Origin of the sequence: Rhodococcus antarcticus, assembly GCF_026153295.1 — a bacterium.
In the GTDB taxonomy this organism is placed as follows: domain Bacteria; phylum Actinomycetota; class Actinomycetes; order Mycobacteriales; family Mycobacteriaceae; genus Rhodococcus_D; species Rhodococcus_D antarcticus.
Genome location: NZ_CP110615.1, coordinates 853,111 through 875,512, shown reverse-complemented (window position 1 = coordinate 875,512; position 22,402 = coordinate 853,111). Strand labels below are relative to the sequence as shown.

At 74.5% G+C, this 22,402-nt stretch carries 21 protein-coding genes, 2 tRNA genes and 1 pseudogene; 7 read left to right on the top strand and 17 right to left on the bottom strand.

The window, feature by feature from the left end; translation table 11 throughout:
• Positions 1–2 precede the first annotated feature (2 nt).
• Positions 3–2,177 carry an ATP-dependent DNA helicase RecG gene (gene recG / locus RHODO2019_RS04330; RefSeq protein ID WP_265383789.1) on the bottom strand — a complete coding sequence of 725 codons (2,175 nt, stop codon included), beginning with the start codon at positions 2,175–2,177 and terminating at the stop codon, positions 3–5.
• Positions 2,177–3,748, bottom strand: a complete 1,572-nt coding sequence (locus tag RHODO2019_RS04325; protein ID WP_265383788.1) for a DAK2 domain-containing protein — start codon at positions 3,746–3,748, stop codon at positions 2,177–2,179. Before RHODO2019_RS04325 ends, recG begins: the two co-directional genes overlap by 1 nt.
• Positions 3,749–3,927: 179 nt before the next feature.
• Between RHODO2019_RS04325 and rpmB the strand changes: the two genes are divergently transcribed.
• Positions 3,928–4,119: a 50S ribosomal protein L28 gene (gene rpmB, locus RHODO2019_RS04320; protein WP_265383787.1), complete on the top strand. Its 192-nt coding sequence runs from the start codon at positions 3,928–3,930 to the stop codon at positions 4,117–4,119.
• Between the two features lie 106 nt (positions 4,120–4,225).
• On the opposite strand, the gene RHODO2019_RS04315 is transcribed toward rpmB, so the two are convergent.
• From RHODO2019_RS04315 to RHODO2019_RS04300, 4 genes are all read right to left on the bottom strand, one after another.
• A complete protein-coding gene (locus tag RHODO2019_RS04315; RefSeq protein WP_265383786.1) occupies positions 4,226–4,903 on the bottom strand; it encodes a uracil-DNA glycosylase in 678 nt (225 codons plus the stop codon).
• Positions 4,904–5,014: 111 nt separating this feature from the next.
• Positions 5,015–5,536 (bottom strand): gamma carbonic anhydrase family protein, encoded by a 522-nt coding sequence (locus tag RHODO2019_RS04310; RefSeq protein ID WP_265383785.1) that lies wholly within the window; start codon positions 5,534–5,536, stop codon positions 5,015–5,017.
• Positions 5,537–5,546: 10 nt separating this feature from the next.
• Positions 5,547–6,050 carry a GNAT family N-acetyltransferase gene (locus RHODO2019_RS04305; RefSeq protein ID WP_265383784.1) on the bottom strand — a complete coding sequence of 168 codons (504 nt, stop codon included), beginning with the start codon at positions 6,048–6,050 and terminating at the stop codon, positions 5,547–5,549.
• Positions 6,047–6,967 (bottom strand): thiamine-phosphate kinase, encoded by a 921-nt coding sequence (locus tag RHODO2019_RS04300; protein ID WP_265383783.1) that lies wholly within the window; start codon positions 6,965–6,967, stop codon positions 6,047–6,049. The genes RHODO2019_RS04305 and RHODO2019_RS04300 overlap by 4 nt, the downstream gene beginning before the upstream one ends.
• Positions 6,968–7,167: 200 nt before the next feature.
• Here RHODO2019_RS04300 and RHODO2019_RS04295 point away from each other — a divergent pair, with 200 nt between their 5' ends.
• Both RHODO2019_RS04295 and RHODO2019_RS04290 read left to right on the top strand, forming a co-directional pair.
• Positions 7,168–7,431 (top strand): Lrp/AsnC family transcriptional regulator, encoded by a 264-nt coding sequence (locus tag RHODO2019_RS04295; RefSeq protein ID WP_265383782.1) that lies wholly within the window; start codon positions 7,168–7,170, stop codon positions 7,429–7,431.
• Positions 7,432–7,496: 65 nt separating this feature from the next.
• Positions 7,497–8,021, top strand: coding sequence for a DUF3515 domain-containing protein (locus tag RHODO2019_RS04290; RefSeq protein WP_265383781.1), 525 nt, complete (start codon positions 7,497–7,499; stop codon positions 8,019–8,021).
• A gap of 7 nt (positions 8,022–8,028) precedes the next feature.
• Here the strand turns inward: RHODO2019_RS04290 and RHODO2019_RS04285 are convergent, their stop codons facing one another.
• From RHODO2019_RS04285 to RHODO2019_RS04275, 3 genes are read right to left on the bottom strand one after another with little or no spacing between them, the layout of a single operon-like run.
• The gene (locus RHODO2019_RS04285) at positions 8,029–9,138 is read right to left on the bottom strand and encodes a D-alanine--D-alanine ligase family protein (RefSeq protein ID WP_265383780.1); all 1,110 of its coding nucleotides are present in this window, start codon (positions 9,136–9,138) and stop codon (positions 8,029–8,031) included.
• 37 nt (positions 9,139–9,175) lie between these two features.
• Positions 9,176–10,300, bottom strand: a complete 1,125-nt coding sequence (locus RHODO2019_RS04280; protein WP_265383779.1) for a cystathionine gamma-lyase — start codon at positions 10,298–10,300, stop codon at positions 9,176–9,178.
• A gap of 11 nt (positions 10,301–10,311) precedes the next feature.
• On the bottom strand, positions 10,312–11,310 hold the full coding sequence (locus tag RHODO2019_RS04275; protein WP_265383778.1) for an NAD(P)H-dependent glycerol-3-phosphate dehydrogenase: 999 nt from the start codon (positions 11,308–11,310) through the stop codon (positions 10,312–10,314).
• A gap of 92 nt (positions 11,311–11,402) precedes the next feature.
• Between RHODO2019_RS04275 and cofC the strand changes: the two are divergent.
• From cofC to RHODO2019_RS04260, 3 genes and pseudogenes are all read left to right on the top strand, one after another.
• Positions 11,403–12,041 (top strand): annotated as a pseudogene (gene cofC / locus RHODO2019_RS04270) (2-phospho-L-lactate guanylyltransferase); the annotation flags it as partial.
• Positions 12,042–12,281: 240 nt separating this feature from the next.
• Positions 12,282–14,495: an RNA degradosome polyphosphate kinase gene (locus RHODO2019_RS04265; RefSeq protein WP_435532173.1), complete on the top strand. Its 2,214-nt coding sequence runs from the start codon at positions 12,282–12,284 to the stop codon at positions 14,493–14,495.
• A 10-nt stretch (positions 14,496–14,505) separates the two neighbouring features.
• The gene (locus RHODO2019_RS04260) at positions 14,506–15,414 is read left to right on the top strand and encodes an NUDIX hydrolase (RefSeq protein ID WP_265383776.1); all 909 of its coding nucleotides are present in this window, start codon (positions 14,506–14,508) and stop codon (positions 15,412–15,414) included.
• A 35-nt stretch (positions 15,415–15,449) separates the two neighbouring features.
• Here the strand turns inward: RHODO2019_RS04260 and RHODO2019_RS04255 are convergent, their stop codons facing one another.
• The 3 genes from RHODO2019_RS04255 to leuC all read right to left on the bottom strand — a co-directional run bounded on the left by RHODO2019_RS04255 (position 15,450) and on the right by leuC (position 18,204).
• Positions 15,450–16,031 (bottom strand): HU family DNA-binding protein, encoded by a 582-nt coding sequence (locus tag RHODO2019_RS04255; RefSeq protein WP_265383775.1) that lies wholly within the window; start codon positions 16,029–16,031, stop codon positions 15,450–15,452.
• A gap of 141 nt (positions 16,032–16,172) precedes the next feature.
• Positions 16,173–16,775 (bottom strand): 3-isopropylmalate dehydratase small subunit, encoded by a 603-nt coding sequence (leuD, locus tag RHODO2019_RS04250; protein WP_265383774.1) that lies wholly within the window; start codon positions 16,773–16,775, stop codon positions 16,173–16,175.
• Positions 16,776–16,788: 13 nt separating this feature from the next.
• Positions 16,789–18,204: a 3-isopropylmalate dehydratase large subunit gene (leuC, locus tag RHODO2019_RS04245; protein ID WP_265383773.1), complete on the bottom strand. Its 1,416-nt coding sequence runs from the start codon at positions 18,202–18,204 to the stop codon at positions 16,789–16,791.
• 75 nt (positions 18,205–18,279) lie between these two features.
• On the opposite strand from leuC, the gene RHODO2019_RS04240 reads away from it, so the two are divergent.
• Positions 18,280–18,981: an IclR family transcriptional regulator gene (locus tag RHODO2019_RS04240; RefSeq protein WP_265383772.1), complete on the top strand. Its 702-nt coding sequence runs from the start codon at positions 18,280–18,282 to the stop codon at positions 18,979–18,981.
• A gap of 74 nt (positions 18,982–19,055) precedes the next feature.
• On the opposite strand, the gene RHODO2019_RS04235 is transcribed toward RHODO2019_RS04240, so the two are convergent.
• The 5 genes from RHODO2019_RS04235 to RHODO2019_RS04215 form a co-directional block, all read right to left on the bottom strand.
• A tRNA-Glu gene (locus tag RHODO2019_RS04235) sits at positions 19,056–19,128 on the bottom strand.
• Between the two features lie 84 nt (positions 19,129–19,212).
• Positions 19,213–19,284: transfer RNA gene (locus tag RHODO2019_RS04230), tRNA-Gln, on the bottom strand.
• 85 nt (positions 19,285–19,369) lie between these two features.
• Positions 19,370–20,065: an HAD family hydrolase gene (locus RHODO2019_RS04225; RefSeq protein ID WP_265383771.1), complete on the bottom strand. Its 696-nt coding sequence runs from the start codon at positions 20,063–20,065 to the stop codon at positions 19,370–19,372.
• Positions 20,062–21,558: a glutamate--tRNA ligase gene (gltX, locus tag RHODO2019_RS04220; protein WP_265383770.1), complete on the bottom strand. Its 1,497-nt coding sequence runs from the start codon at positions 21,556–21,558 to the stop codon at positions 20,062–20,064. Before gltX ends, RHODO2019_RS04225 begins: the two co-directional genes overlap by 4 nt.
• Before the next feature lie 26 nt (positions 21,559–21,584).
• Complete coding sequence (locus tag RHODO2019_RS04215) at positions 21,585–22,382, bottom strand: fumarylacetoacetate hydrolase family protein (RefSeq protein WP_265383769.1); 798 nt, start codon at positions 22,380–22,382, stop codon at positions 21,585–21,587.
• Positions 22,383–22,402 lie beyond the last annotated feature (20 nt).

Genomic DNA, 22,402 nt, shown 5'->3' with positions numbered 1-22,402 from the left:
GCTCAGGCCTTCTCGAGGTAGTCCACCCGGTCGCCGTCCAGGGCCGAGGTGACCATGCCGGCGAGCCCCGGGTGCAGCGCGAGCGTGGGGTCGGCGTCCACCACCAGCGCGGCCTGCACCCGGGCGCTGGCGATGACGTCACCGTCGCGCAGCAGGCTCAGCATCCGCAGGGTGGAGCGGGTGCCGGACTGCGCCACCCCGAGCACGTCACCCTCCCGGCGCTGCGCCAGGTCGAGCTGGGCGAGGGAGAAGCCGTCCGAGGTCGCGGCCACCGCGGCCAGCCGCTCCCGGCTCGCTGCGCCGGCCGGGGACGTGGTGTGCAGCAGGCAGAGCCCCGCGTGCCCACCACGACCCACCCGCCCGCGCAGCTGGTGCAGCTGGCTGACCCCGAAGCGCTCGGCGTCCATCACCACCATGGTCGTGGCGTTCGGGACGTCCACCCCGACCTCGATGACGGTGGTGGCCACGAGCACGTCGATCTCCCCGGCGGCGAAGGCCTGCATCACCGCGTCCTTCTCCTCGCCCGGCATCCGCCCGTGCAGCACCTCCAGCCGCAGGTGCGCCAGGGGGCCGGCGGCCAGCTCCTCGGCCAGCTCGAGCACCGGCCGGGTGGGGCTCTCGTTCTCCGCCTCCTCCTGCGGGTCGTCGGCCCCGATCCGGCTGCACACCACGTACGCCTGTCGCCCCGCGGCCACCTCCTCGGTGATGCGGGCCCAGGCGCGGTCCAGCCAGGCCGGCTTCTCGGCCACCGGCACGACCGAGCTGGCGATGGGTGCCCGTCCGCGCGGCAGCTCGCGCAGGGTCGACACCTCGAGGTCGCCGAAGACGGTCATGGCCACGGTCCGCGGGATGGGCGTGGCCGTCATGACCAGCAGGTGCGGGGTGGCGCCGTCCCGGCCCCGGTCGCGCAACCGGTCGCGCTGCTCCACGCCGAAGCGGTGCTGCTCGTCGACCACGACCAGGCCCAGGTCGAGGAAGGACACCCTGTCCTGGATCAGGGCGTGGGTGCCGATGACGATGCCGGCGTCCCCGGTCACGATGTCCAGCAGCGCCTGCCGCTTGGCCGCGGTGGGCATGGACCCGGTGAGCAGGGTGACCCGGGTGGCCCGCTCCGCCCCGTCGAGCTCGCCCGCCCGGCCCAGCGGGCCCAGCATCGCGCGCAGCGACCGGGCGTGCTGGGCGGCGAGCACCTCGGTGGGGGCCAGCATCGCGGCCTGTCGGCCGGCGTCGACCACCGCCAGCATCGCGCGCAGCGCCACCACCGTCTTGCCCGAGCCCACCTCGCCCTGCAGGAGCCGGCTCATCGGCCGGGTGCGGGACAGGTCGGCGCTCAGCTCGGCGCCGACGGTGAGCTGGCCGTCGGTCAGCGGGAAGGGCAGTGCGTGCTCGAACGCGGCGGCGACCCCGTCGGCGACCGGCGGGCAGGCCGGGGCCACGCGTACCGAGTCGGCGTGGCGGCGCTGGGCGAGGACGAGCTGCAGGGCCATCGCCTCGTCGAAGCGCAGCCGCTCGCTGGCCGCCTCCACGTCCTCCAGCCGGTCCGGCCGGTGCACCCCCCGCAGGGCCGCCTCCAGACCGACGAGCCCGAGCTCCGCGCGCAGGGCGGCCGGCAGCGGGTCGTCCTGCGGGTCCAGGACGGCGAGCACCTGGCGCACGCAGGCCGAGACGTCCCAGGACGGCAGCTTCGCCGTGGCCGGGTAGATCGAGATGAGCGGGCGGGCGAAGTCGGCGATCTCCGCGGCGGTGGCGGCGTCCGGGGCGTCGTCGTGCCCGGGAAGCACGCGGAAGTCCGGGTGGGTGAGCTGAAGGGTGCGTCGGTACTGGCTGACCTGGCCGGCGAAGAGCGCCTCGGTGCCCGCAGGCAGCTGCTGCAGCAGGTAGGGACGGGAGAAGAACGTGCACCGCAGCTCCCCGCGGCCGTCCGTGATGACCAGCTCCTGGATGGTGCCCGGCCTGTTCTGCATCCGGCGGCTGGTGATCGTCGCGACGCGAGCCAGCACCGTGACGTGCTCGTCGACCTCGAGACCGCCCAGCACGGTCATCTTCCCGCGCTCGACGTAGCGGCGGGGGTAGTGCCGCAGCAGGTCGCCCACCGTCTGCAGGTCCAGCGCGGTGGACAGCGCCTTCGCGGCCTTCGCCCCGACCACCCCCTCCAGCCCGTCGGCGAGGGCGGCCACTACTCCACCCCCAGCACGAGCACCACGTCCGCGAGGTCGCACGGGTAGACCACCACGTCGACCCCGCGGTGCTCCGAGCGCACGTGCTCCTCGAGCCGCTCGGCGAGCCCGGGCTCGGCCTGCACCCCGGTCAGCACCGTGACCAGCTCGCCGCCCCCACCCAGCATCCGGTCCAGCAGGCGCTCGCACGCCGCACCCTGGTCGCTCTCGATGAGCGCCACGTCGTCGTCGACCAGGGCGAGCACGTCACCCGGCTCGCACTGCCCCACCCACGTGAGACCGCGTCCGGTCGCCACGTGCACCGAACCCCGACGGGTGGCCGCCGCGGCCTCGGCCATGGCGACCACGTCGTCGGAGTCATCCCGGGTGGGGTCGTGCACCGCCAGGGCAGCCAGGCCCTGCACGGCCGAGGCGGTCGGCACCACCGTGACGCGCTGACCCGCGTCCCGCGCGGCGGCCACCGCCTCGGTCACGACGTCGCGATCCACCGCCCCGTTCGGCAGCAGGGTGACGCGCTCGGCCCCCGTGGCGGCGATCGCGGCCCGGACGGCCCCGAGCGCACCCACGGCGGAGTCCACGCGCAGCACGGCCGAGCCCTCGCCCGCCACGAGCGCGGCGGTGGCGGCCCCGACCACGAGGGACAGGACCGCCCGGCGGGCCCCGCCGACGGTGACGGCCGGCACCGCGGCGAGCACCTCGACCGTGATGCGGTGCGGGCGACCGGCGGCCAGACCCGCCTCGAGCGCCGCCCCCGCGTCCCGGGCGTGCACGTGGACGGTGACCGTGGTCGACGGGTCGCCGGCCAGCACCACCGAGTCGCCGAGCGAGTCGAGGGCCGCGCGCAGCACCGCAACCCGGGGCGGGTCGGTGTCGGAGAGGAGGTAGACCACCTCGTACCCGACCGCTGCGACCGGGGTGGGGCGGAGGGCGGTCGCGGGATCGGCCGGCACCGGGAGGGGTGCGTCGGCGACCACCGAGAGCAGGGCCGCCAGGACGAGCTCCAGTCCCCTCGCTCCAGCGTCCACCACCCCGGCCGCCGCGAGCTCGGGCAGCTGACCGGTGGTGTCGGCCACCGCGGTGCCCGCGGCTGCGCAGGCCCCCCTGGTCACGTACGCGAGGTCGGCGCCGGCCGCGGACCCGGCCACCGAGGCCACGAGGTGCAGCACGGTGAGCACGGTGCCCGGGGCGGGCTCGCTGACCGCGGCGGTGGCCAGGACGTCGGCGCGGGCGAGCGCGGCCGCGAGCACCGGGCCGGTGCACGGACCGGCGTCGGCCAGCGTCTCCGCGATGCCGACGAGGACCTGGGCCAGGATGAGTCCGGAGTTCCCCCTCGCCCCGAGCACCGCCCCGTGGGCCCAGCCCGCCGCGGCCGTCGCAGCGGTGCGCGGCTCGGGGACCTGGAGCAAGCCGGCCAGGGCCGCCGTGCTGGTGGCGAGGAGGTTGCTCCCGGTGTCCGCGTCCGGCACCGGGAAGACGTTCAGCCGGTCCACCTCGGACCGGTGCGCGGCGAGGACCACCACGCTCTGCTCGGCCCACCGGAGCACGGCGTCGGCGTCGAGCACGTGCAGCACGGCGGCGTCCTCCCCTTCTCGGTGCGTCCGACGCAGGGTATCGGCGGGGACCGACGGGCCCGGGGCGTGGACGCCGGTTTGGGCCACGCGTCCGCGACGGTTACTCTTCCAGGGTTGCGCACGGCTGCTCGTCGCCGCGCCACCCCTGATCCGCTCACCACACGCTAGGAGTTCGACACATGGCTGCCGTCTGCGACGTCTGCGCCAAGGGACCCGGCTTCGGCATGTCGGTCTCCCACTCGCACCGGCGGACCAAGCGCCGCTGGGACCCGAACATCCAGACGGTGCGCGCCGAGGTCTCCCCCGGCCACCGCAAGCGCCTGAACGTGTGCACCTCCTGCCTCAAGGCCGGCAAGGTCACGCGCGCCTGAGCTCGTCTCCCGAGAGCCCCGCACCCCTGGTGGATGCGGGGCTCTCGTGCGTCCGGAGCCGTTTTCGGCGCCCCGGACGAGCCGGTGGGGCGGGTGGTCCAGCGCCTCAGGGCAGGCGCCAGTCCACCGGCTCGTCGCCCAGGTCCTCCAGCTCGGCGTTCACGCGGCTGAACGGCTTCGACCCGAAGAACCCGCGGTCGGCCGACATCGGCGACGGGTGCGCGGAGGCGATGATCGGCACGTCCTCCAGCAGCGGACCCAGGGTGCCGGCGTCCTTGCCCCAGAGCACCGCCACCAGCGGATCAGGCCGGTCGACCAGAGCACGGATGGCCTGCTCGGTGACCGCCTCCCAGCCCTGGCCGCGGTGGCTCGCGGGCTCGCCCGGCCGCACGGTCAGCACCCGGTTCAGCAGCAGCACGCCCTGCTCGGTCCACGGGGTGAGGTCACCCGAGGACGGCGTCGGGTGGCCGAGGTCGTCGCTGTACTCGCGGAAGATGTTCGCCAGGCTGCGGGGCACCGGGCGCGTGTCCGGCGCGACCGAGAAGCTCAGTCCGACGGCGTGCCCGGGGGTCGGGTAGGGGTCCTGGCCCACGACCAGCACGCGCACCGCGTCGAAGGGCTGCTGGAAGGCCCGCAGCACCGCGGCACCGGGCGGCAGGTAGGTGCGCCCCGCTGCGACCTCGGCGCGGAGGAACTCCCCCATCGCCGTCACCTGCTCGGCCACGGGCTCCAGCGCACGGGCCCAGCCGGCCTCCACCACCTCGGTCAACGGTCGTCCAGCCACGAGCCGCCACGCTATCGGTCGCGCGGGCGGACCACCGCCAAGTGCGGGCTTATGGCGGTCATCCCGATCCGAATGACGACCACAAGCCCGCACTTGGCGAAACAGAGTGGGTCAGTCCAACCGGCGGAGCTCGCTGCGGTAGCGGGTGATGTTCTCCAGGTACTTCTCCACGATGGCCAGGGTGGACCCCGCCGGCACCTCGTGGCCCTCGCGGATCCGGGCCGGGACCCCGAGGGCCATCGACCGGGCCGGCACCACGCCGTTGAAGCTCACCACCGCGCCCGCACCGACCACCGCACCATCGCCGACCACGGAGCCGTTGAGCACCACCGACCCGGAGGCGATCAGGCAGCCGTCGCCGATGGTGGCGCCCTCCACGTGCACGTTGTGCCCGAGCACGCAGTCGGCCCCGACCACGGTGGGGTGCCACTCCGTGCAGTGCAGCACGGTGCCGTCCTGGACCGAGGTGCGCTCCCCCACGGTGATGCGCCCGTAGTCCCCGCGCAGCACCGCGTGCGGCCACACGCTCACCCCCGCGGCCAGGGTGACGTCGCCGATCACGGTCGCGTCCGGGTGCACGAAGGCGTCGGGGTGGACGGTGGGGACCACGTCGCCGAGCGCGTAGAGGGCCATGCGGGCGAACCTAGCCGGGCAGCGGCTCGCCCAGGTTCTTGGCGAGGCAGCGCGAGGACGCCTCGAACCGGTAGAGGCCGAACTTCTCGGTGGGCGCGTACCCGGAGGACAGGTAGAGCGCGATCGCCTCCGGCTGCTCCGTGCCGGTCTCCAGCACCACCCGACGACGTCCCGCGGCCGCCGCCGAGGCCTCCAGCTCCGCGAGCAGGAGCCGCGCGAGCCCTCGACGCTGCGCCGCCGCGACCACGTGCATCCGCTTGAGCTCGGCGTCACCGTCGGCCAGCCCGGGTTCGCCCCGCTCGGCGTCCCGGGACCGCCAGCCGCCCATCGCGACGGGAACGCCGTCCAGGCACCCCAGCAGGAACACCCCGCGGCCGGCGGCGAAGTCCGCCGGGGTCAGCACCGTGTCGTCGCCCGTCCCGTAGCGCCGCACGTACTCCGCCTGGACGGCGTCGACGAGCAGCGCGACCTCCGGGTGGTCGTAGCGCACCGGCTCCAGCGTCCAGCCGCTCACCGTCCGAAGGCCGTCCACCCGGTGGGGCCGTTCTCCGGGTCCCAGTCCACGCCGTCCACGGTGACCCCCGACCCCTCACCGACCGTCCCGATGACGGTCCAGCCCGCCGGCAGCGTGCGCCGGGGCCCGAAGGTGGCCAGGAAGGCGTGGTCCTCCCCACCGGTGAGCACCCAGGTCCACGGGTCGACGCCCAGCGCGGAGCCCACCTCGACCAGCTTGGCGGCCGGGGTGAGCGCCACCCGGTCCAGGTCGGCCGACACGCCGGAGGCCTCGGCGAGCTGGCCCAGGTCGGCCAGCAGGCCGTCGGAGACGTCGGTCATCGCCGACGCCCCGGCCCTGGCGCCGGCCAGGCCCAGCGCGTACGGCGGCTCGGGCACCCGGTGGGCCGAGACCACGGCGGCAGGCGCCCGGAACCCCCGGCTCAGCACCGCGAGCCCCGCCGCCGACCAGCCCAGCCGCCCCGCCACGGCCACCACGTCACCGGGACGGGCACCGGAGCGCAGCACCGGCTCACGGCCCTGCAGGTCGCCCAGCGCGGTCACCGACACCACCACCTGCTCGGCGCGCACCACGTCACCTCCGACGATGCCGGCACCCACCTTCGCCGCCTCGTCCCACAGGCCGGTGGTCAGTCCGTCGACGACCTCCACCGGGGTGGACCCGGGACAGGCGAGGCCGACCAGGAGCGCGGTGGGGACCGCCCCCATCGCGACCACGTCGGCCAAGTTCTGGGCCACCGCCTTGCGCCCCACCTGCTCGGCGGTGGACCAGTCCAGGCGGAAGTGGACCCCCTCGACGAGCACGTCGGTGGTCACGACGGTGCGGCCGTCCGGGGCGGAGACCACGGCCGCGTCGTCACCGGGGCCGAGCAGGGTGGTGGCGGGCTGGGTCCGGTGGGCGGTGGCCCGGGCGATCACCCCGTGCTCGCCGATCTCGGCGACTGTTCCCGGGGCTGGGGGCGGCGGTGACGAGGGGATCGGGGGCCTCCGTGGGTGCGGGCGGTGCGGGCGGGTGGTGGGCCGGAGCGGGACGAGTAGGTTGACGGGTCGGTCGGGGTTTCCACCCCGGTCGCCGCAGTCGAGACAGCGCCGCCGGACGTGTCGTTCCTACCCCGGTGGTGACCGTCGCAGAGAAGAGGCACGCCGTGGTGCAGGCATACATCCTGGTCCAGACCGAGGTCGGCAAGGCCGCCGCCGTCGCGTCGGAGATCGGCCGGATCCCCGGGGTGTCCTCCTCCGAGGACGTGACCGGGCCCTACGACGTGATCGTCCGCGCCGACGCCGCGACGGTCGACGAGCTCGGTCAGCTCGTGGTGGCGCGCGTGCAGGGCGTGGCGGGCATCACCCGCACGCTCACCTGTCCGGTCGTCAACTTGTCGTGACCGTGACGGCTCCCCCGGACCCCGGGCCCGTCGAGGCCCGCGGGCGGACCGGCCCCTCTCCGGCGGTGATCGCCACCGCGGTCGCCCTGCCGATCGCGCTCCTGGTCGGCGTGGTGGTGGCCTCGGTGCTGGCCCAGCGCGCCCCGGTCACGGCCCCCGTCGTCCTGGCGTCGGCCCCGGCCCCGGACTCGGCGAACCCGGCCTGCGCGACGCTGCTGGCCGCCCTGCCCGACGCCTTGGGCGGAGCGCCCCGGGCCGCCCTGGCCGATCCCGCACCGGCAGGAGCCGCCGCGTGGAGCTCCACCGAGGTGAGCGGCGAGCCCCTCGTGCTGCGCTGCGGCATCCCGCGCCCGGAGACGTTCACGGTGGACGCGAACCTGCTCGGCGTGAACGGGGTGCAGTTCCTGGAGATCCCCGGAGCTCCGCAGGGCATCGCAGCCACCACCTACGTGGCGGTGGACCGCGCCGCCTACATCGCCCTGACGCTGCCCGACGGCCAGGGCAGCGGGGCGGTGCAGGAGCTGGCCGACATCATCTCCGCGGACCTGCCGGCCAACGACCTCGACCCCGCCCCGCTCGCCGGGAGCTGACCGCGGCTCAGCGCAGGCCGGTGCCGCGGGCCAGGGCGGTGTCCACCAGCGTCGAGAGCAGCGCGGGGTAGTCCACGCCCGTGGCGGCCCACATCCGCGGGTACATCGAGCTCGGGGTGAACCCCGGCATGGTGTTGACCTCGTTGACCACGGGTCCGTCGGCGGTGAGGAAGAAGTCCACGCGCGCGAGTCCCTGGCCGTCCAGGGCTGCGAACGCGGCCACCGCCATGTCCTGGACCTGCCGGGTGGTCTCCGCGTCCAGCCGGGCGGGCACGTCGTACGCAGCCGCACCGGCCCCCAGGTACTTGGTCTCGAAGTCGTAGAACGCGCCCTCGTGCCCCGGGTCCACGGCCAGCCGGATCTCGGCCAGGACGCTGGCCCGCACCTCACCGGTGGGCAGCTCCAGCACCCCGCACTCCACCTCCCGGCCGACCACCGCCGCCTCGACGAGCACCTTGGGGTCGTGCTCGCGGGCCGTGGCGATCGCGGCGTCCAGGTCCTCCCAGCGCGCCACCCGGGTGATGCCGAAGGAGGAGCCGGCCCGGGCGGGCTTGACGAAGACGGGCAGGCCCAGCCGCGCGCGGTCCTGCTCGGAGACCGTCGGGGTGCGCGGGCGCAGCACCACCCGGGTGCCCACCGGCAGCCCGTCGGCGGCGAGCAGCTTCGCGGTGAACTCCTTGTCCATCCCGGCCGCGCTGGCGAGCACCCCCGCACCCACGTAGGGCACACCCGCGAGCTCCAGCAGTCCCTGCAGCGTGCCGTCCTCGCCGCGTGCACCGTGCAGCACGGGGAACACCACGTCCACCTGGGCGAGCACCTCCCCGACCCGGCCGGGCTCGAGGGCCACCACCGCACCGGGTCGGGACGGGTCCGGCGCGAGCACCAGCGCGGTGCCCGTGGCGTCCACCGACGGCAGGGCCGCACCACCGAAGGCCAGGGCCGCGGTGTCGGAGGTGCCGAGCACCCAGGCTCCGTCCCGGGTGATCCCCACCGGGACCACCTCGAACCGCTCGGGGTCCAGGTGGGCGAGCACGCTGCCGGCGGAGACGCAGCTCACGGCGTGCTCGCTGCTCTGCCCGCCGAACACCACGGCCACCCTCGTCCGACGCTCGCCCATGACCGGTCAACCTACCGGCGCGGGGCGGCGGCCCCGGTCAGCCGAGGGCGGCCAGCACGTCCCGCACCACGTCGGCGGTGTCCTCGATGCCGCAGGACAGCCGCACGAAGCCCGGCGGGACCGCGTCGCCCCAGCGCGCCCGCCGGTCGGCGGTGGTGTGCAGCCCGCCGAAGCTCGTGGCCGCACTGACCAGGCTCGACGCCGCGACGAAGGCGTGCACCGCCTCGGCGGAGGCCAGCTCGAACCGCAGCACCCCGCCGAAACGGCGCATCTGGGCGGCGGCCACCGCGTGGGAGGGGTCGCTGGACAGGCCGGGCCAGCGCAGCCCGTGCACCCCGGGGTGGCCGTCGAGCGCCTCCACCAGGGCGGCGGCGGTCGCGCACTGCCGGTCGATCCGCAGCGCGGCCGAGCCGAGGCTGCGGTGCGCGAGCCAGGTCTCGAACGGGCCCAGCACGGAGCCCGAGAGCAACCGCTCGCGGCCGACGGCGGCGTGCAGCTCGGGGTCCGCGGTGGCCACGTAGCCCATGAGCAGGTCGCTGTGCCCGCTGAGCGCCTTCGTCCCGCTGGCGACCACCACGTCCGCACCCAGCCCCAGCGGCAGCTGGCCCAGCGGGGTGGCCGTGGTGTTGTCCACCGCCAGCAGCGCCCCGGTGGCGTGCGCGGCGGCGGCCACGGCCCTCAGGTCCACCACGTCCAGGCCCGGGTTGGACGGGGTCTCGGCCAGCACGAGCCGGGCGCCGTCGAGCTCGTCGGCCATCCTGGGCGTCGGCACCTCGCGGACCACCACCCCCCAGGACGCCAGGCGCTCGGCCGCGTAGGCCCGCACCTGGTAGTACCCGTCGCTGGGGAGCACCAGCACGTCGCCCGAGCGGAGCACCGCGCGCAGCAGGACCGTGATGGCCGCCATCCCCGCGCCGGTCACCGTGGCCTGCGTGCCGGGGGTCCCGTCGCCCTCCAGCTCGGCCAGCGCCGCCTCCAGGCCCTCCCAGCCCGGGTTCGAGGCCCGCGCGTAGAAGTGCGGCTCGGACCCCTCGTCGGGGCTGAGGTGGTACGGGGCGGCCATCACCGGCCCGGGCAGGAAGGGCTCCCCGGGCACGGCCGGACCCACGCCGGCGCGGACGCACCGGGTGGAGTCCCCGTAACCGGTCTGAGGTGTCGTCACAGGCTGCTCCTCTACTCGGGCTTGGTGCTGCGGCCCAGGAGCTCCCGGGCCATGGCGGAGACGGGTGCACCCTCGTGGCACACCCGGTGGACGCCGTCGGTGATGGGCACCTCGACGCGGTGCCGCGCGGCGAGCTCGCGCAGCGCGGTGCAGGTCTTCACACCCTCGGCCACCTGGCCGTGCGCGGCCTCCTGCGCCTGCGCCAGGGTCGATCCCCGGCCCAGGAGCTCGCCGAAGGTACGGTTGCGCGAGAGCGGGGACGAGCAGGTAGCCACCAGGTCGCCGAGGCCCGCCAGACCCGCGAACGTCTCCTGCCGAGCGCCGAGGGCCACGCCGAGCCGGGCCACCTCGGCCAGTCCGCGGGTGATGATGGTGGCCGTCGTGTTGCCCCCCAGGCCCATGCCCACGGCCATCCCGCAGGCCAGGGCGATGACGTTCTTGCCGGCCCCGCCCAGCTCGCAGCCCACCACGTCGGTGTTGGTGTACGGCCGGAAGTAGCCGGTGGTGCAGGCCTGCTGCAGGGCGACGGCGCGGTCGTGGTCGGTGCAGGCGATGACGGTGGCGGTGGGTTGCCCGACGGCGATCTCCCGGGCCAGGTTCGGTCCGCTGAGCACCGCCACCTGGTCCGCCGGCACCCCGGCGACCTCGCGGACCACCTCGCTCATCCGTTCCAGCGTCCGCAGCTCCACGCCCTTGGCCAGGCTGAGCAGGGTCGCTCCCGGCGGCAGGTCGGCCACCCACCCTGCGAGGTTGGACCGCAGGCTCTGCGAGGGGACGGCCAGCACCACCGTGTCCGCGCCGTCCAGCGCCTCGCGGTGGTCGCTGGTCGCGCGCAGGCCTGCGGGGAGCTGCACGTCGGGCAGGTACTCGGGGTTGCGGCCGGTGCTGCGCACGGCGTGGGCCACCTCCGGACGCCGCGCCCACAGGGTGACCTCGCTGCCGGCGTCGCTGAGGACCTTGGCGAAGGTGGTGCCCCACGACCCCGCGCCGAGCACCGCCACCACCGCCACGTCACGTCCCCGTCCTGCCGCGCACCCGACCCGGCGGGTGTCATCCTGCCCTGCCCGGTGCTGGCAGGATCGGCAGCGTGGACCAGGCCGGGGTGGACGGGGCCCGGGTGGACGGGGCCGGGGTGGAGCAGGCCGGTGTCCGGGTGGTCGTGGCCGTGAAGCGCCTGCGCGCGGCCAAGAGCCGGCTGGGCCCGGCGCTCGGCGAGCAGGAGCGGTCGGCCCTGGTGCTCGCGATGCTCACCGACACCGTCTCCGCCGCGCTCCGCTGCCCCGTCGTCGCGTCCGTGCACGTGGTGACGGCCGATCCCGCGGTGGTCGCGGCGGCGCGGGCGGCGGGGGCCGTCCCGCTGACCGACCCCACCGACTCGCTCAACGACGCCTTGGCCCACGCGGCGGACCAGCTCGGCGCCGAGCGGTCGGTGCTCGCGCTGCAGGGCGACCTCCCGGCGCTGCGGCCCACCGAGCTCACGGCCGCGGTGTCGGCCGCGGCCGGCGGGCGGGCCGCGGTGGCCGACACCGGCGGCACGGGCACCACGATGCTGCTCGCCCCGGCCGGCACGGCGCTGGACCCGCACTTCGGGCCCGGCTCGGCCGCAGCCCACGCCGCCTCCGGGGCCCACCTGCTCGGTGGGGGCTGGCCGGGGCTGCGCGGTGACGTGGACACCGTCACCGACCTCGGCGCCGCGGTCCGCGCCGGCGTGGGTCCGGCGACGGCAGCCCTGCTGGACGCCGCCGGCACCCCCGCCACCGTGTCCGCCCACGAGCACGGGGTGGTCGAGCTGCGCACCGACGCCGGGTCGCTGCTGCGGTGCTATGAGTCCGCGGCCGTGCTGGGCGGGTGGCTCCGGATCCACGTCGGGCAGCGGGTGCGGGTGCACGCCGGGACCGACGGGGCCGTGTTCCTGCTCACGGCCGCGATCACGGCGCCCGGCTGAGGACTTCACCTGCGCGACGCCTGCCGGGGGTCGCGGATGGGGCAGGATCGGGGGGTGAGCACCGCAGAGCCGTCCCCCGCCGACACCCCGCACGAGGAGGGCCCCGGGGGCCGGGAGGGTGCCACGGTCGTCGTCGTCGACGCACACACCCCGCGCACCCTGCCGACGGCCCCGCCCGCAGCCACCCCGGCCGCGGTCGTGCTGGACGACCTGCCCGAGGACCGGTACCTCAACCGCGAGCTCAGCTGGCTGGACTTCAACGCCCGGGTGCTGGCCCTGGCCGAGGACGCCTCGCTGCCGCTGCTGGAGCGCGCCAAGTTCCTGGCCATCTTCGCCTCCAACCTCGACGAGTTCCACATGGTGCGGGTGGCCGGGCTGAAGCGCCGCGACGAGACCGGTCTCTCGGTCCGGTCGGCCGACGGGCTCTCCCCCCGCGAGCAGCTGCGCCGGGTCTCCGAGCGCACGCAGGAGATCTCCCAGCGGCACGCCCAGCTCTTCCTGGTGGACGTGCAGCCCGCCCTGGAGGCCGAGGGTGTGGCCATCGCGGAGTGGAGCGACCTCGACGCCGACAGCCGCGCCCGGCTCTCGGAGTACTTCCGCGACCAGGTGTTCCCCGTGCTCACCCCCCTGGCCGTGGACCCGGCGCACCCCTTCCCCTACATCAGCGGGCTCGCCCTCAACCTGGCCGTCACCGTGCGGGACGCCGAGACCGCGGGTGAGCGCTTCGCCCGCGTCAAGGTGCCCGACAACGTGGACCGCTTCGTCCGCGTGCAGGCCGGGGTCGAGGTGTTCCTGCCGCTCGAGGAGCTCATCGCCGCGCACCTCGGGATGCTGTTCCCGGGCATGGAGGTCGTCGAGCAGCACACCTTCCGCATCACCCGCAACGCCGACGTCGAGGTCGAGGAGGACCGTGACGAGGACCTGCTGCAGGCCCTGGAGCGCGAGCTCGCCCGCCGCCGCTTCGGCTCGCCGGTGCGCCTGGAGGTCGCCGACGACATGACCGAGCACATGCTCGAGCTGCTGCTGCGGGAGCTCGACGTCAACCCGCGCGACGTCATCCAGGTGCCCGGTCTGCTCGACCTGGCGAGCCTGATGGAGCTCTACTCCGTCGACAAGCCGCACCTGAAGGACCCCCCGTTCGTGCCGGCCACGCACCCGGCCTTCGGTGAGAGGGAGATCCCCAAGAGCGTCTTCGCGACGCTGCGCGAGGGCGACGTGCTGGTGCACCACCCCTACGACTCGTTCTCCACCAGCGTGCAGCGCTTCGTGGAGCAGGCCGCCGCCGACAAGAACGTGCTGGCCATCAAGCAGACGCTCTACCGCACCTCCGGCGACTCCCCCATCGTGGACGCCCTGGTCGACGCGGCGGAGGCGGGCAAGCAGGTGGTGGCCCTGGTGGAGGTCAAGGCCCGCTTCGACGAGCAGGCCAACATCAGCTGGGCCCGGAAGCTGGAGCAGGCCGGTGTGCACGTGGTCTACGGCCTGGTCGGGCTCAAGACCCACTGCAAGACCTGCCTGGTGGTGCGGCGCGAGGGCTCGACCATCCGGCGCTACGCGCACATCGGCACCGGCAACTACAACCCCAAGACGGCACGCATCTACGAGGACGTCGGCCTGCTGACGGCCTCGCCGGAGATCGGTCGCGACCTCACCGAGCTGTTCAACTCGCTCACCGGGTACTCCCGGCAGAAGGAGTACCGCAACCTGCTGGTGGCCCCGTACGGGGTTCGCCGCGGCATCGTGAGCCGCATCCAGGACGAGGTGGCGCACGCCCGCGCCGGCCGTCCCGCCGGCATCCGGCTCAAGGCCAACGCCCTGGTCGACGAGCAGGTCATCGACGCCCTCTACCGGGCCTCGCAGGCCGGGGTCCCCGTCGACGTCGTCGTCCGCGGGATCTGTGCGCTGCGGCCGGGGGTCGCGGGACTGAGCGAGAACATCCACGTGCGCAGCGTGCTGGGTCGTTTCCTCGAGCACTCCCGGGTGTTCCACTTCCTGGGCAGCGACGAGTGCTGGATCGGCAGCGCGGACATGATGCACCGCAACCTCGACCGACGCGTGGAGGTCATGGTGCAGGTGCGCGACCCGCGGTTGACCAGCGAGCTGGACGACATGTTCGACTCGCTGCTCGACCCGTCCACCCGCTGCTGGGTGATGGAGTCCGACGGCAGCTGGACGGCGTCGCCCGCCTCCGGCGAGCGCGTGCGCGACCACCAGGTGCAGATGATGCGCCAGCACCACGCGGCGGAGTGACGGGCCCGGGGTGAGCAGCCACGACGAACCGGTGCTGGCCGCGGGCGGGGTGCTCTGGCGCTGGGCCACCGACGCGGGCGCGGCCGGCGCCCAGGTCGAGGTCGCCCTGGTGCACCGACCGCGCCACGACGACTGGTCGCTGCCCAAGGGCCACGTGGAGGACGGGGAGCACCGCGTGGTGGCCGCACTGCGCGAGATCGCCGAGGAGACCGGTCACCGGGCCGTGCTCGGCCGTCACCTCGGACGCAGCCGCTACCGCGTCGCCGGGCGCCCGAAACGGGTGGACCACTGGGCGGCGCGTGCCACCGGAGGCAGCTTCACCCCGAACGAGGAGGTGGACGAGCTGCGCTGGCTCCCGGTGGCGCCCGCCCGCGAGCAGGTGACCCAGCGCTCGGACGCCACCGTCCTGCGCCGCTTCGCCGCCCTGCCCGCGGACACCGAGACCCTGCTGCTGGTGCGCCACGCCAAGGCGGGCAGCCGCAAGCGCTTCCGCGGCGAGGACCGGCTGCGTCCCCTGGTGCGCGAGGGACACCTGCAGGCGCGCGCCCTCGTCCCCCTGTGCCAGGCGTTCGGTGCGACCGTGGTGCACGCCGCGGACCGCGTGCGCTGCGAGCAGACCGTCCAGCCGCTGGCCGACGTCCTGGACGTCGGCGTGCGGTCGGAGCCGCTGCTGTCGGAGGAGGGGTGGGCGGCCGGTCCGGCGCACGGGGCGCGGCGGGCCCAGCAGGTGCTCACCGCCGGTGGCGTGCCGGTGTTGTGCAGCCAGGGCGGGGTCATCCCCGAGCTCGTGGCGCGCTGGGCCGGGGCGTCCGGGATCGCCGTCCCGCCCGGCCGGACCCGGAAGGCGAGCACCTGGGTGGTGTCCTCGGTGGACGGTCGGGTGGTCGCGCTGGACCACCTGGCCGATCCGTTCCACTGAGCCGCGGTCCGGAACCCGCCGCGCGGCGGGCGCGGCTACTTCTTGGGCTTGGACTTCTTCTTCTTGTCGTCGACCTTCTTGCCCTTGGCGGGCTTCTCCACCTTGGGTGCCTTGGGCGGGGCTGACGCGGCCGCCGCCTTGGCCGCGGCCTTCGCCGCGGCCGTCTTCGGGACCGAGCTGGTGGCCGCCTTCGCCGTCGCCTTCCTGGCGGGGGCCTTCGCCGCTGGCGCGCTCGTCGCGGGGCCCCGCCTCGCCGGCGCCTTCGAGACGGCCGTCGTCCGCGCCCTCGACGCGGCGCTGGCGGTGCGCTTGACGGCCGGCGCGTCGGCGGGGAGCTCGGCCTGCCCGCTCACCACGGCCTTGAAGGTGGTGCCGGGTCTGAAGGAGGGCACCGAGGTGGGCGCCACGTGGACGGTCTCGCCCGTGCGCGGGTTCCGCGCCACCCGAGCGGCCCGGCTGCGCTTCTCGAACACGCCGAACCCGGTGATGGTCACGTTCTCGCCGGCCTGCACGGTGCGCACCACGATGTCGACGACGCCCTCGACGGCCACGGAGGCTGCCCGCTTGTCGCCGTCCATCCGCTGTGCGAGCAGGTCGATCAGCTGAGCCTTGTTCATCCGTGCCGTCCTCCGCGCCGGGTGGTCCACCGCCGCTCGGGTGTGCGACCTGGGACCAGCTGCGCTGACGGTAGACCGGCTGGACGCCGAAGTCCATGTGCCGCGCCACATCTGGCGTCGTCGAACGACGGGTGGGGTCGGTCAGCCCCCGGCGACCGGTGTGGTGACGGGCAGCCAGGACGGCCGGGCGCCCTCGAAGGAGTCGATCTGCTCGACCTGGCGCAGCGTCAGGCCGATGTCGTCGAGACCCTCGAGCAGCCGCCAGCGGGTGTAGTCGTCGATGTCGAAGCGCAGCACGAGGTCTCCGGCGACCACCGTCCTCGTCGTGAGGTCCACGGTCACCTGGGTGCCCGGCTGCTCGTCGAGCAGCTTCCACAGCAGCTCCACGTCCGGCTGCGCCACCTCCGCGGCCAGCAGCCCGGCCTTGCCCGCGTTGCCCCGGAAGATGTCCGCGAACCGGGAGGCGATCACGACGCGGAACCCGTAGTCGCTCAACGCCCACACCGCGTGCTCGCGGGAGGATCCGGTGCCGAAGTCCGGGCCGGCCACGAGAACCGTGCCCGTGTCGAAGGGCGGGATGTTCAGCACGAAGCCCGGGTCGGTGCGCCAGCCCGCGAACAGGCCGTCCTCGAACCCGGTGCGGGTGACCCGCTTCAGGTAGACGGCGGGGATGATCTGGTCGGTGTCCACGTTGGACCGGCGCAGCGGGACCCCGGTGCCGGTGTGGGTGGTGTACGCGTCCACGGTGGTCTCGCTCTCAGCTCAGGTCGGCGGGGCTGGACAGGGTGCCCCGCACGGCGGTCGCAGCGGCGACCAGCGGCGAGACGAGGTGCGTGCGGCCGCCCTTGCCCTGGCGGCCCTCGAAGTTGCGGTTGGAGGTCGACGCGGACCGCTCACCGGGAGCGAGCTGGTCGGGGTTCATCCCCAGGCACATCGAGCACCCGGCCTGGCGCCACTCGGCCCCGGCGTCGAGGAAGACCTGGTCCAGACCCTCCTGCTCGGCCTGCGCCTTGACCCGCATGGAGCCGGGGACCACGAGCATGCGCACCCCCTCGGCCACGCGGCGCCCGCTCAGCACCCCGGCGGCCGCGCGCAGGTCCTCGATGCGGCCGTTGGTGCACGAGCCCAGGAACACCGTGTCCACCGCGATCTCCCGCAGCGGCGTGCCCGCGGTGAGCCCCATGTACTCCAGCGCCTTCTCGGCCGCGGCCCGGGGACCGTCCTCGGCGATCACCGCCGGGTCGGGCACCGAGCCGCCCAGCGGCAGGCCCTGCCCGGGGTTGGTGCCCCAGGTGACGAAGGGGGTCAGTGCCGAGGCGTCGATGTGCACCTCACGGTCGAACACCGCGTCGTCATCGGTGCGCAGCTGCTGCCACTGCGCCACCGCGGCGTCCCAGTCCGCCCCCTGCGGCGCGTGCGGGCGGCCCTGCAGGTACTCGAAGGTGGTCCGGTCCGGCGCGATCATCCCCGCGCGCGCCCCGGCCTCGATGGACATGTTGCAGACCGTCATCCGGGCCTCCATGCTCATCGCCCGGATGGCCTCGCCGCGGTACTCCAGGACGTGGCCCTGCCCGCCGCCGGTCCCGATCTGGGCGATGACGGCGAGGATGAGGTCCTTGCTGGTGACCCCGGGGGCGAGCTCGCCGTCCACGGTGACCGCCATCGTCCGGAACGGCGACAGCGACAGCGTCTGGGTGGCCATGACGTGCTCCACCTCGCTGGTGCCGATGCCGAAGGCGAGCGCGCCGAACGCCCCGTGGGTGGAGGTGTGGCTGTCCCCGCAGACGATGGTGACACCGGGCTGGGTGAGCCCGAGCTGCGGGCCGATGATGTGCACGATGCCCTGCTCGACGTCCCCCATCGAGTGCAGCCGGATGCCGAACTCCGCACAGTTGCGGCGCAGGGTGTCCACCTGCGTGCGGCTGACGAGGTCGGCGATGGGGGCGAAGATGTCCTGGGTGGGGACGTTGTGGTCCTCGGTGGCGATCGTGAGGTCCGGGCGGCGCACGGACCGACCAGCCAGGCGGAGTCCCTCGAAGGCCTGCGGGCTGGTCACCTCGTGCAGGAGGTGCAGGTCGATGTAGATCAGGTCCGGCTCGCGGGCCGCGCCCTCGCCGGGGCCCTGGCGCACCACGTGCGCATCCCAGACCTTCTCCGCCAGCGTCCTGCCCATCGTCCTGCCTCTCGCTCGGCTCCCGGCCGGCCCCGTGGGATGAATTCTCACCATTCGGGACGCTAGTATCGGCTCGTGGGACAGCATAGCGGGATCGGCGTGCTCGACAAGGCCGTGGCGGTGCTCGGGGCCGCCGCCACGGAACCGTGCACCCTGGCGGAGCTCTGCGCCCGGACGGGGCTGCCCAGGGCCACCGCGCACCGCCTGGCCGTCGGCCTGGAGGCGCACCGGCTGCTCGCGAGGGCCCCGGACGGACGGTGGCGGCCCGGACCGGCGCTGGCCGAGCTCGCCACCGCCGCGAGCGACCCCCTGCTCGACGCGGCCGCCTCCGTGCTGCCGCGGCTGCGGGACATCACCGGGGAGAGCGTGCAGCTCTACCGGCGAGAGGCCACCAGCCGGATCTGCATCGCCGCCGTCGAGCCGCCGACCGGCCTGCGCGACACGGTGCTGGTCGGCGCGCGGTTGCCCATGACGGCCGGCTCGGGCGCCAGGGTGCTGCTGGCGTGGGCGGACCCGCAGACCCAGCGCCAGGTGCTCAGCGATGCCGCGTTCACCGACCGCACCCTCGTCGACGTCCGCCGCCGGGGATGGGCGCAGAGCGTGGCCGAGCGCGAGCCGGGCGTGGCCAGCGTCTCCGCCCCCGTCCGCGACGCGACCGGTGTCGTGGTGGCGGCCGTGTCCGTGTCCGGGCCGGTGGACCGCATGGGTCGGCGCCCCGGGGTGCGGTGGGCCACCGACCTCCTCGCCGCGGCGGAGGCGCTGCACCACCGCCTCTGACGGCTCCGTCGCGCGGCGGGGGCGCACAGCACGAGACCCCCTCGCCCGCAGGGGGTGAGGGGGTCTCGGTGGTGTAGCCCCGAAGGGATTCGAACCCTCGCTACCGCCGTGAGAGGGCGGCGTCCTAGGCCGCTAGACGACGGGGCCAAGACTCGAGCTGGTGGAGATGGTGGTGCCGATGAAGCATAGAACACCCCGGAGCGGGTTCTCACGCCCGGTGGAGGTGCTCAGCTGGGGTACCAGGACTCGAACCTAGAATGAGGGAATCAGAATCCCTAGTGTTGCCAATTACACCATACCCCAATGGCTTTCGACGCTCACCCAGGACTTGCGCGAACTCGGGCGAGCACGACGGCCGGGTAGCAGAGTAACGCACCACCCCGGCCGATCACCAATCGCGCGCTCGACCGTCCAGGGTCCGCACCAGCCCCGCCACCTCGCCCAGCCCGCGCACGCGGTGGACACGGTCCGGCAGCTCTCCCCCCACCCCGGCCCGGTCCAGCCACACCCCGTGCAGGCCGGCGTCCCGGGCACCGCGGGCGTCGGTGTCGAGCTTGTCGCCCACGTGGACGGTCTCGGCGGGCGTCACCCCGAGCTCGGTGCAGGCGTGCCGGAAGATCTCCGGCGCCGGCTTGGCCACGCCCACCTCGCCCGAGACCACCACCGCGTCGAAGGCATCCTCCAACCCCGCCGCGGCCAGCTTCGCCCGCTGGTGCGGTCCGTCGGAGTTGCTCACCACCGCCACGTGCAGCCCGTCGGCCCGCAGCTGCGCCAGGCAGGCCGCGACGTCGTCGAACAGCCGCAGCCGGGCCCGCAGCTCGACCAGACGCCGGCCGTCGACCTCGACCAGGTCGGCCGGCACCGCCCGACCCGTCGCCGCGTAGACCCCGGCCAGGCGGTCGCGCTGCATGGTCGGGAAGTCGACCGCCCCCGCGAGGTAGCGGCCGTAGTGGTGCTCGGTGAGCTGGTGCCACAGAGCGCCGTCCGCGGGCGCGCCGAGCACGTGCTCCAGCGCCGCCAGGGCCGCCCCGCCGAAGTCGACCAGCGTGTCGTCCACGTCGAGGCAGACCGCCCGCACCCTCACGGCTCGGGGGCAGCGTCCGCGGCGTCGAGCTGCTCGATCGCCGCTCGCAGCCGCGCGAGGGTCCGCGCACGCCCCAGGAGCTCCATCGACTCGTAGAGCGGCGGGCTCACCGTCGAGCCCGTCACGGCCACCCGGACGGGGGCGAAGGCCTTGCGGGGCTTGAGCCCGAGACCGTCGACCAGGGCGGCCCGGAGCGCCTCCTCGATCGCGAACGGGGTCCACTCCCCGATCGCCTCCAGCGCAGCGGCGGCCGCCTGCAGCGGCGCCCGCGCGTCCTCGGTGAGCACCTTGACCCGGGCTGCCTCCTCGACCACGAGATCGTCGACGAACAGGAAGTGCAGCAGCGGTCCGGCGTCCGAGAGCACCACGATGCGCTCCTGGACCAGCGCGGCCGCGGCGGCGAAGAGCTCGGGGTCCACGTCGGCCGGTGCCTGGCCGTGCTCGACGAGGTGCGCCTGCAGCCGCGCCGCGAAGTCCGCGGGCTCCAGCAGCCGGACGTGCTCGGCGTTGATGGCATCGGCCTTCTTCTGGTCGAAGCGCGCCGGGTTGCTCACCACGTCGGCGACGTCGAAGGCCGCCACCATCTCCTGGAGGCTGAACACGTCGCGGTCGGCCGCCAGGGACCAGCCGAGCAGGGCGAGGTAGTTCAGCAGACCCTCGGGGACGAAGCCACGGTCGCGGTGCCGGAACAGGTCCGCCTCGGGGTCGCGCTTGGAGAGCTTCTTGTTGCCCTCCCCCGTGACGAAGGGCAGGTGCCCGAACTCCGGGATCCGCTGCGCCACGCCGATCCGCACCAGCGCCTCGTACAGGGCGAGCTGGCGCGGGGTGGAGGAGAGCAGGTCCTCCCCGCGCAGCACGTGCGTGATCCCCATCAGCGCGTCGTCGACCGGGTTGACCAGGGTGTACAGCGGCTCGCCGGTGCCGCGGGTGAGCGCGAAGTCCGGCACGGTGCCGGCGCGGAAGGTGGTCTCCCCGCGGACGAGATCGGTCCAGGTGAGGTCGTGCTCCGGCATGCGCAACCGCAGCACCGGCCTGCGCCCGGCGTCGCGGAAGGCCTGCTTCTCGTCCTCGGTCAGGGTGCGGTCGTGGTTGTCGTACCCGAGCTTGGGGTCGCGGCCGGCGGCGCGGTGCCGCGCCTCGACCTCCTCGGGGGTGGAGAAGCTCTCGTAGGCCTCCCCCGCCTCCACGAGCCGGCGCACGACGTCCAGGTGCTGCGGACGACGCAGCGACTGCCGGTAGGGCTCGTGCGGCCCGCCGACCTCGGGGCCCTCGTCCCAGTCGAGCCCCAGCCAGCGCAGCGCGTCGAGCAGCGCGGCGTAGGACTCCTCGGTGTCGCGAGCGGCGTCGGTGTCCTCGATGCGGAAGACGAACGTGCCGCCGTGGTGGCGGGCGAAGGCCCAGTTGAACAGCGCGGTCCGGACGAGGCCCACGTGCGGGGTGCCCGTGGGCGACGGGCAGAACCGGACGCGGACGCACGAGGCGGGGGCGCTCACGTCGGAGCCACCTGCGTCTGCGGCGCTCACTTCTTCGCCACCACGGGGTTGGTGAGCGTCCCGATGCCGTCGATGGTGATGCTGACGCTCTGGCCGTCGGTGATGGGCCCCACCCCGGCCGGGGTGCCCGTGAGGATGACGTCGCCGGGGAGCAGGGTCATCACCGCGGAGATCCACTCGATGATCTGCGGGACGTCGTGCAGCAGGAACGCCGTGGAGCTGTCCTGCCGGGTCACCCCGTCCACCTCGGTGCGCAGGTCGAGGTCGGAGGGGTCCAGCCTCGTCTCGATCCACGGTCCCAGCGGGCAGAACGTGTCGTGGCTCTTGGCCCGGGTCCACTGCCCGTCCGCGGCCTGCTGGTCGCGAGCGGTGACGTCGTTGGCCACCGTGTAGCCGAGCACCACCTCCAGTGCCTTGTCCGCCTTCACGTCCTTGCACGGCCGACCGATCACCACGGCGAGCTCACCCTCGAAGTGCACGTTCGTCGACGAGGGAGGCAGCACGATGGGCACCCCGGGGCCGATCACCGTGGTGGTGGGCTTGAGGAAGATGACCGGGTCGGCCGGGGCGGCGGCGTCCGCACCGCCCATCTCCGCGACGTGGTCGGCGTAGTTCTTGCCCACGCAGACGATCTTGTTGCCCACGATGGGGGCGAGCAGGCGGACGTCGTCCAGCGGCCACGAGCGTCCGGTGAACGTCGGGTTGCCGAACGGGTGCTCGGCGATCTCGCGCGCCGTCCGCCCGGACCCCGAGCCGCTGCTGACCTCTCCCTCGATGCTCACGAAGGCGATCCCGTCCGGGCTGGCGATCCGTCCCAAGCGCATGGCTCACGACCCTACTGGCG

Bases quoted from the DNA above. Each gene is read 5' to 3' on its own strand.
- rpmB (WP_265383787.1), top strand. From the start codon at position 3,928: ATGGCTGCCGTCTGCGACGTCTGCGCCAAGGGACCCGGCTTCGGCATG.
- RHODO2019_RS04310 (WP_265383785.1), bottom strand. From the start codon at position 5,536: ATGGCCCTCTACGCGCTCGGCGACGTGGTCCCCACCGTCCACCCCGAC.
- RHODO2019_RS04285 (WP_265383780.1), bottom strand. From the start codon at position 9,138: ATGGGCGAGCGTCGGACGAGGGTGGCCGTGGTGTTCGGCGGGCAGAGC.
- RHODO2019_RS04265 (WP_435532173.1), top strand. From the start codon at position 12,282: ATGGGGCAGGATCGGGGGGTGAGCACCGCAGAGCCGTCCCCCGCCGAC.
- RHODO2019_RS04255 (WP_265383775.1), bottom strand. From the start codon at position 16,031: ATGAACAAGGCTCAGCTGATCGACCTGCTCGCACAGCGGATGGACGGC.
- leuC (WP_265383773.1), bottom strand. From the start codon at position 18,204: ATGGGCAGGACGCTGGCGGAGAAGGTCTGGGATGCGCACGTGGTGCGC.
- RHODO2019_RS04215 (WP_265383769.1), bottom strand. From the start codon at position 22,382: ATGCGCTTGGGACGGATCGCCAGCCCGGACGGGATCGCCTTCGTGAGC.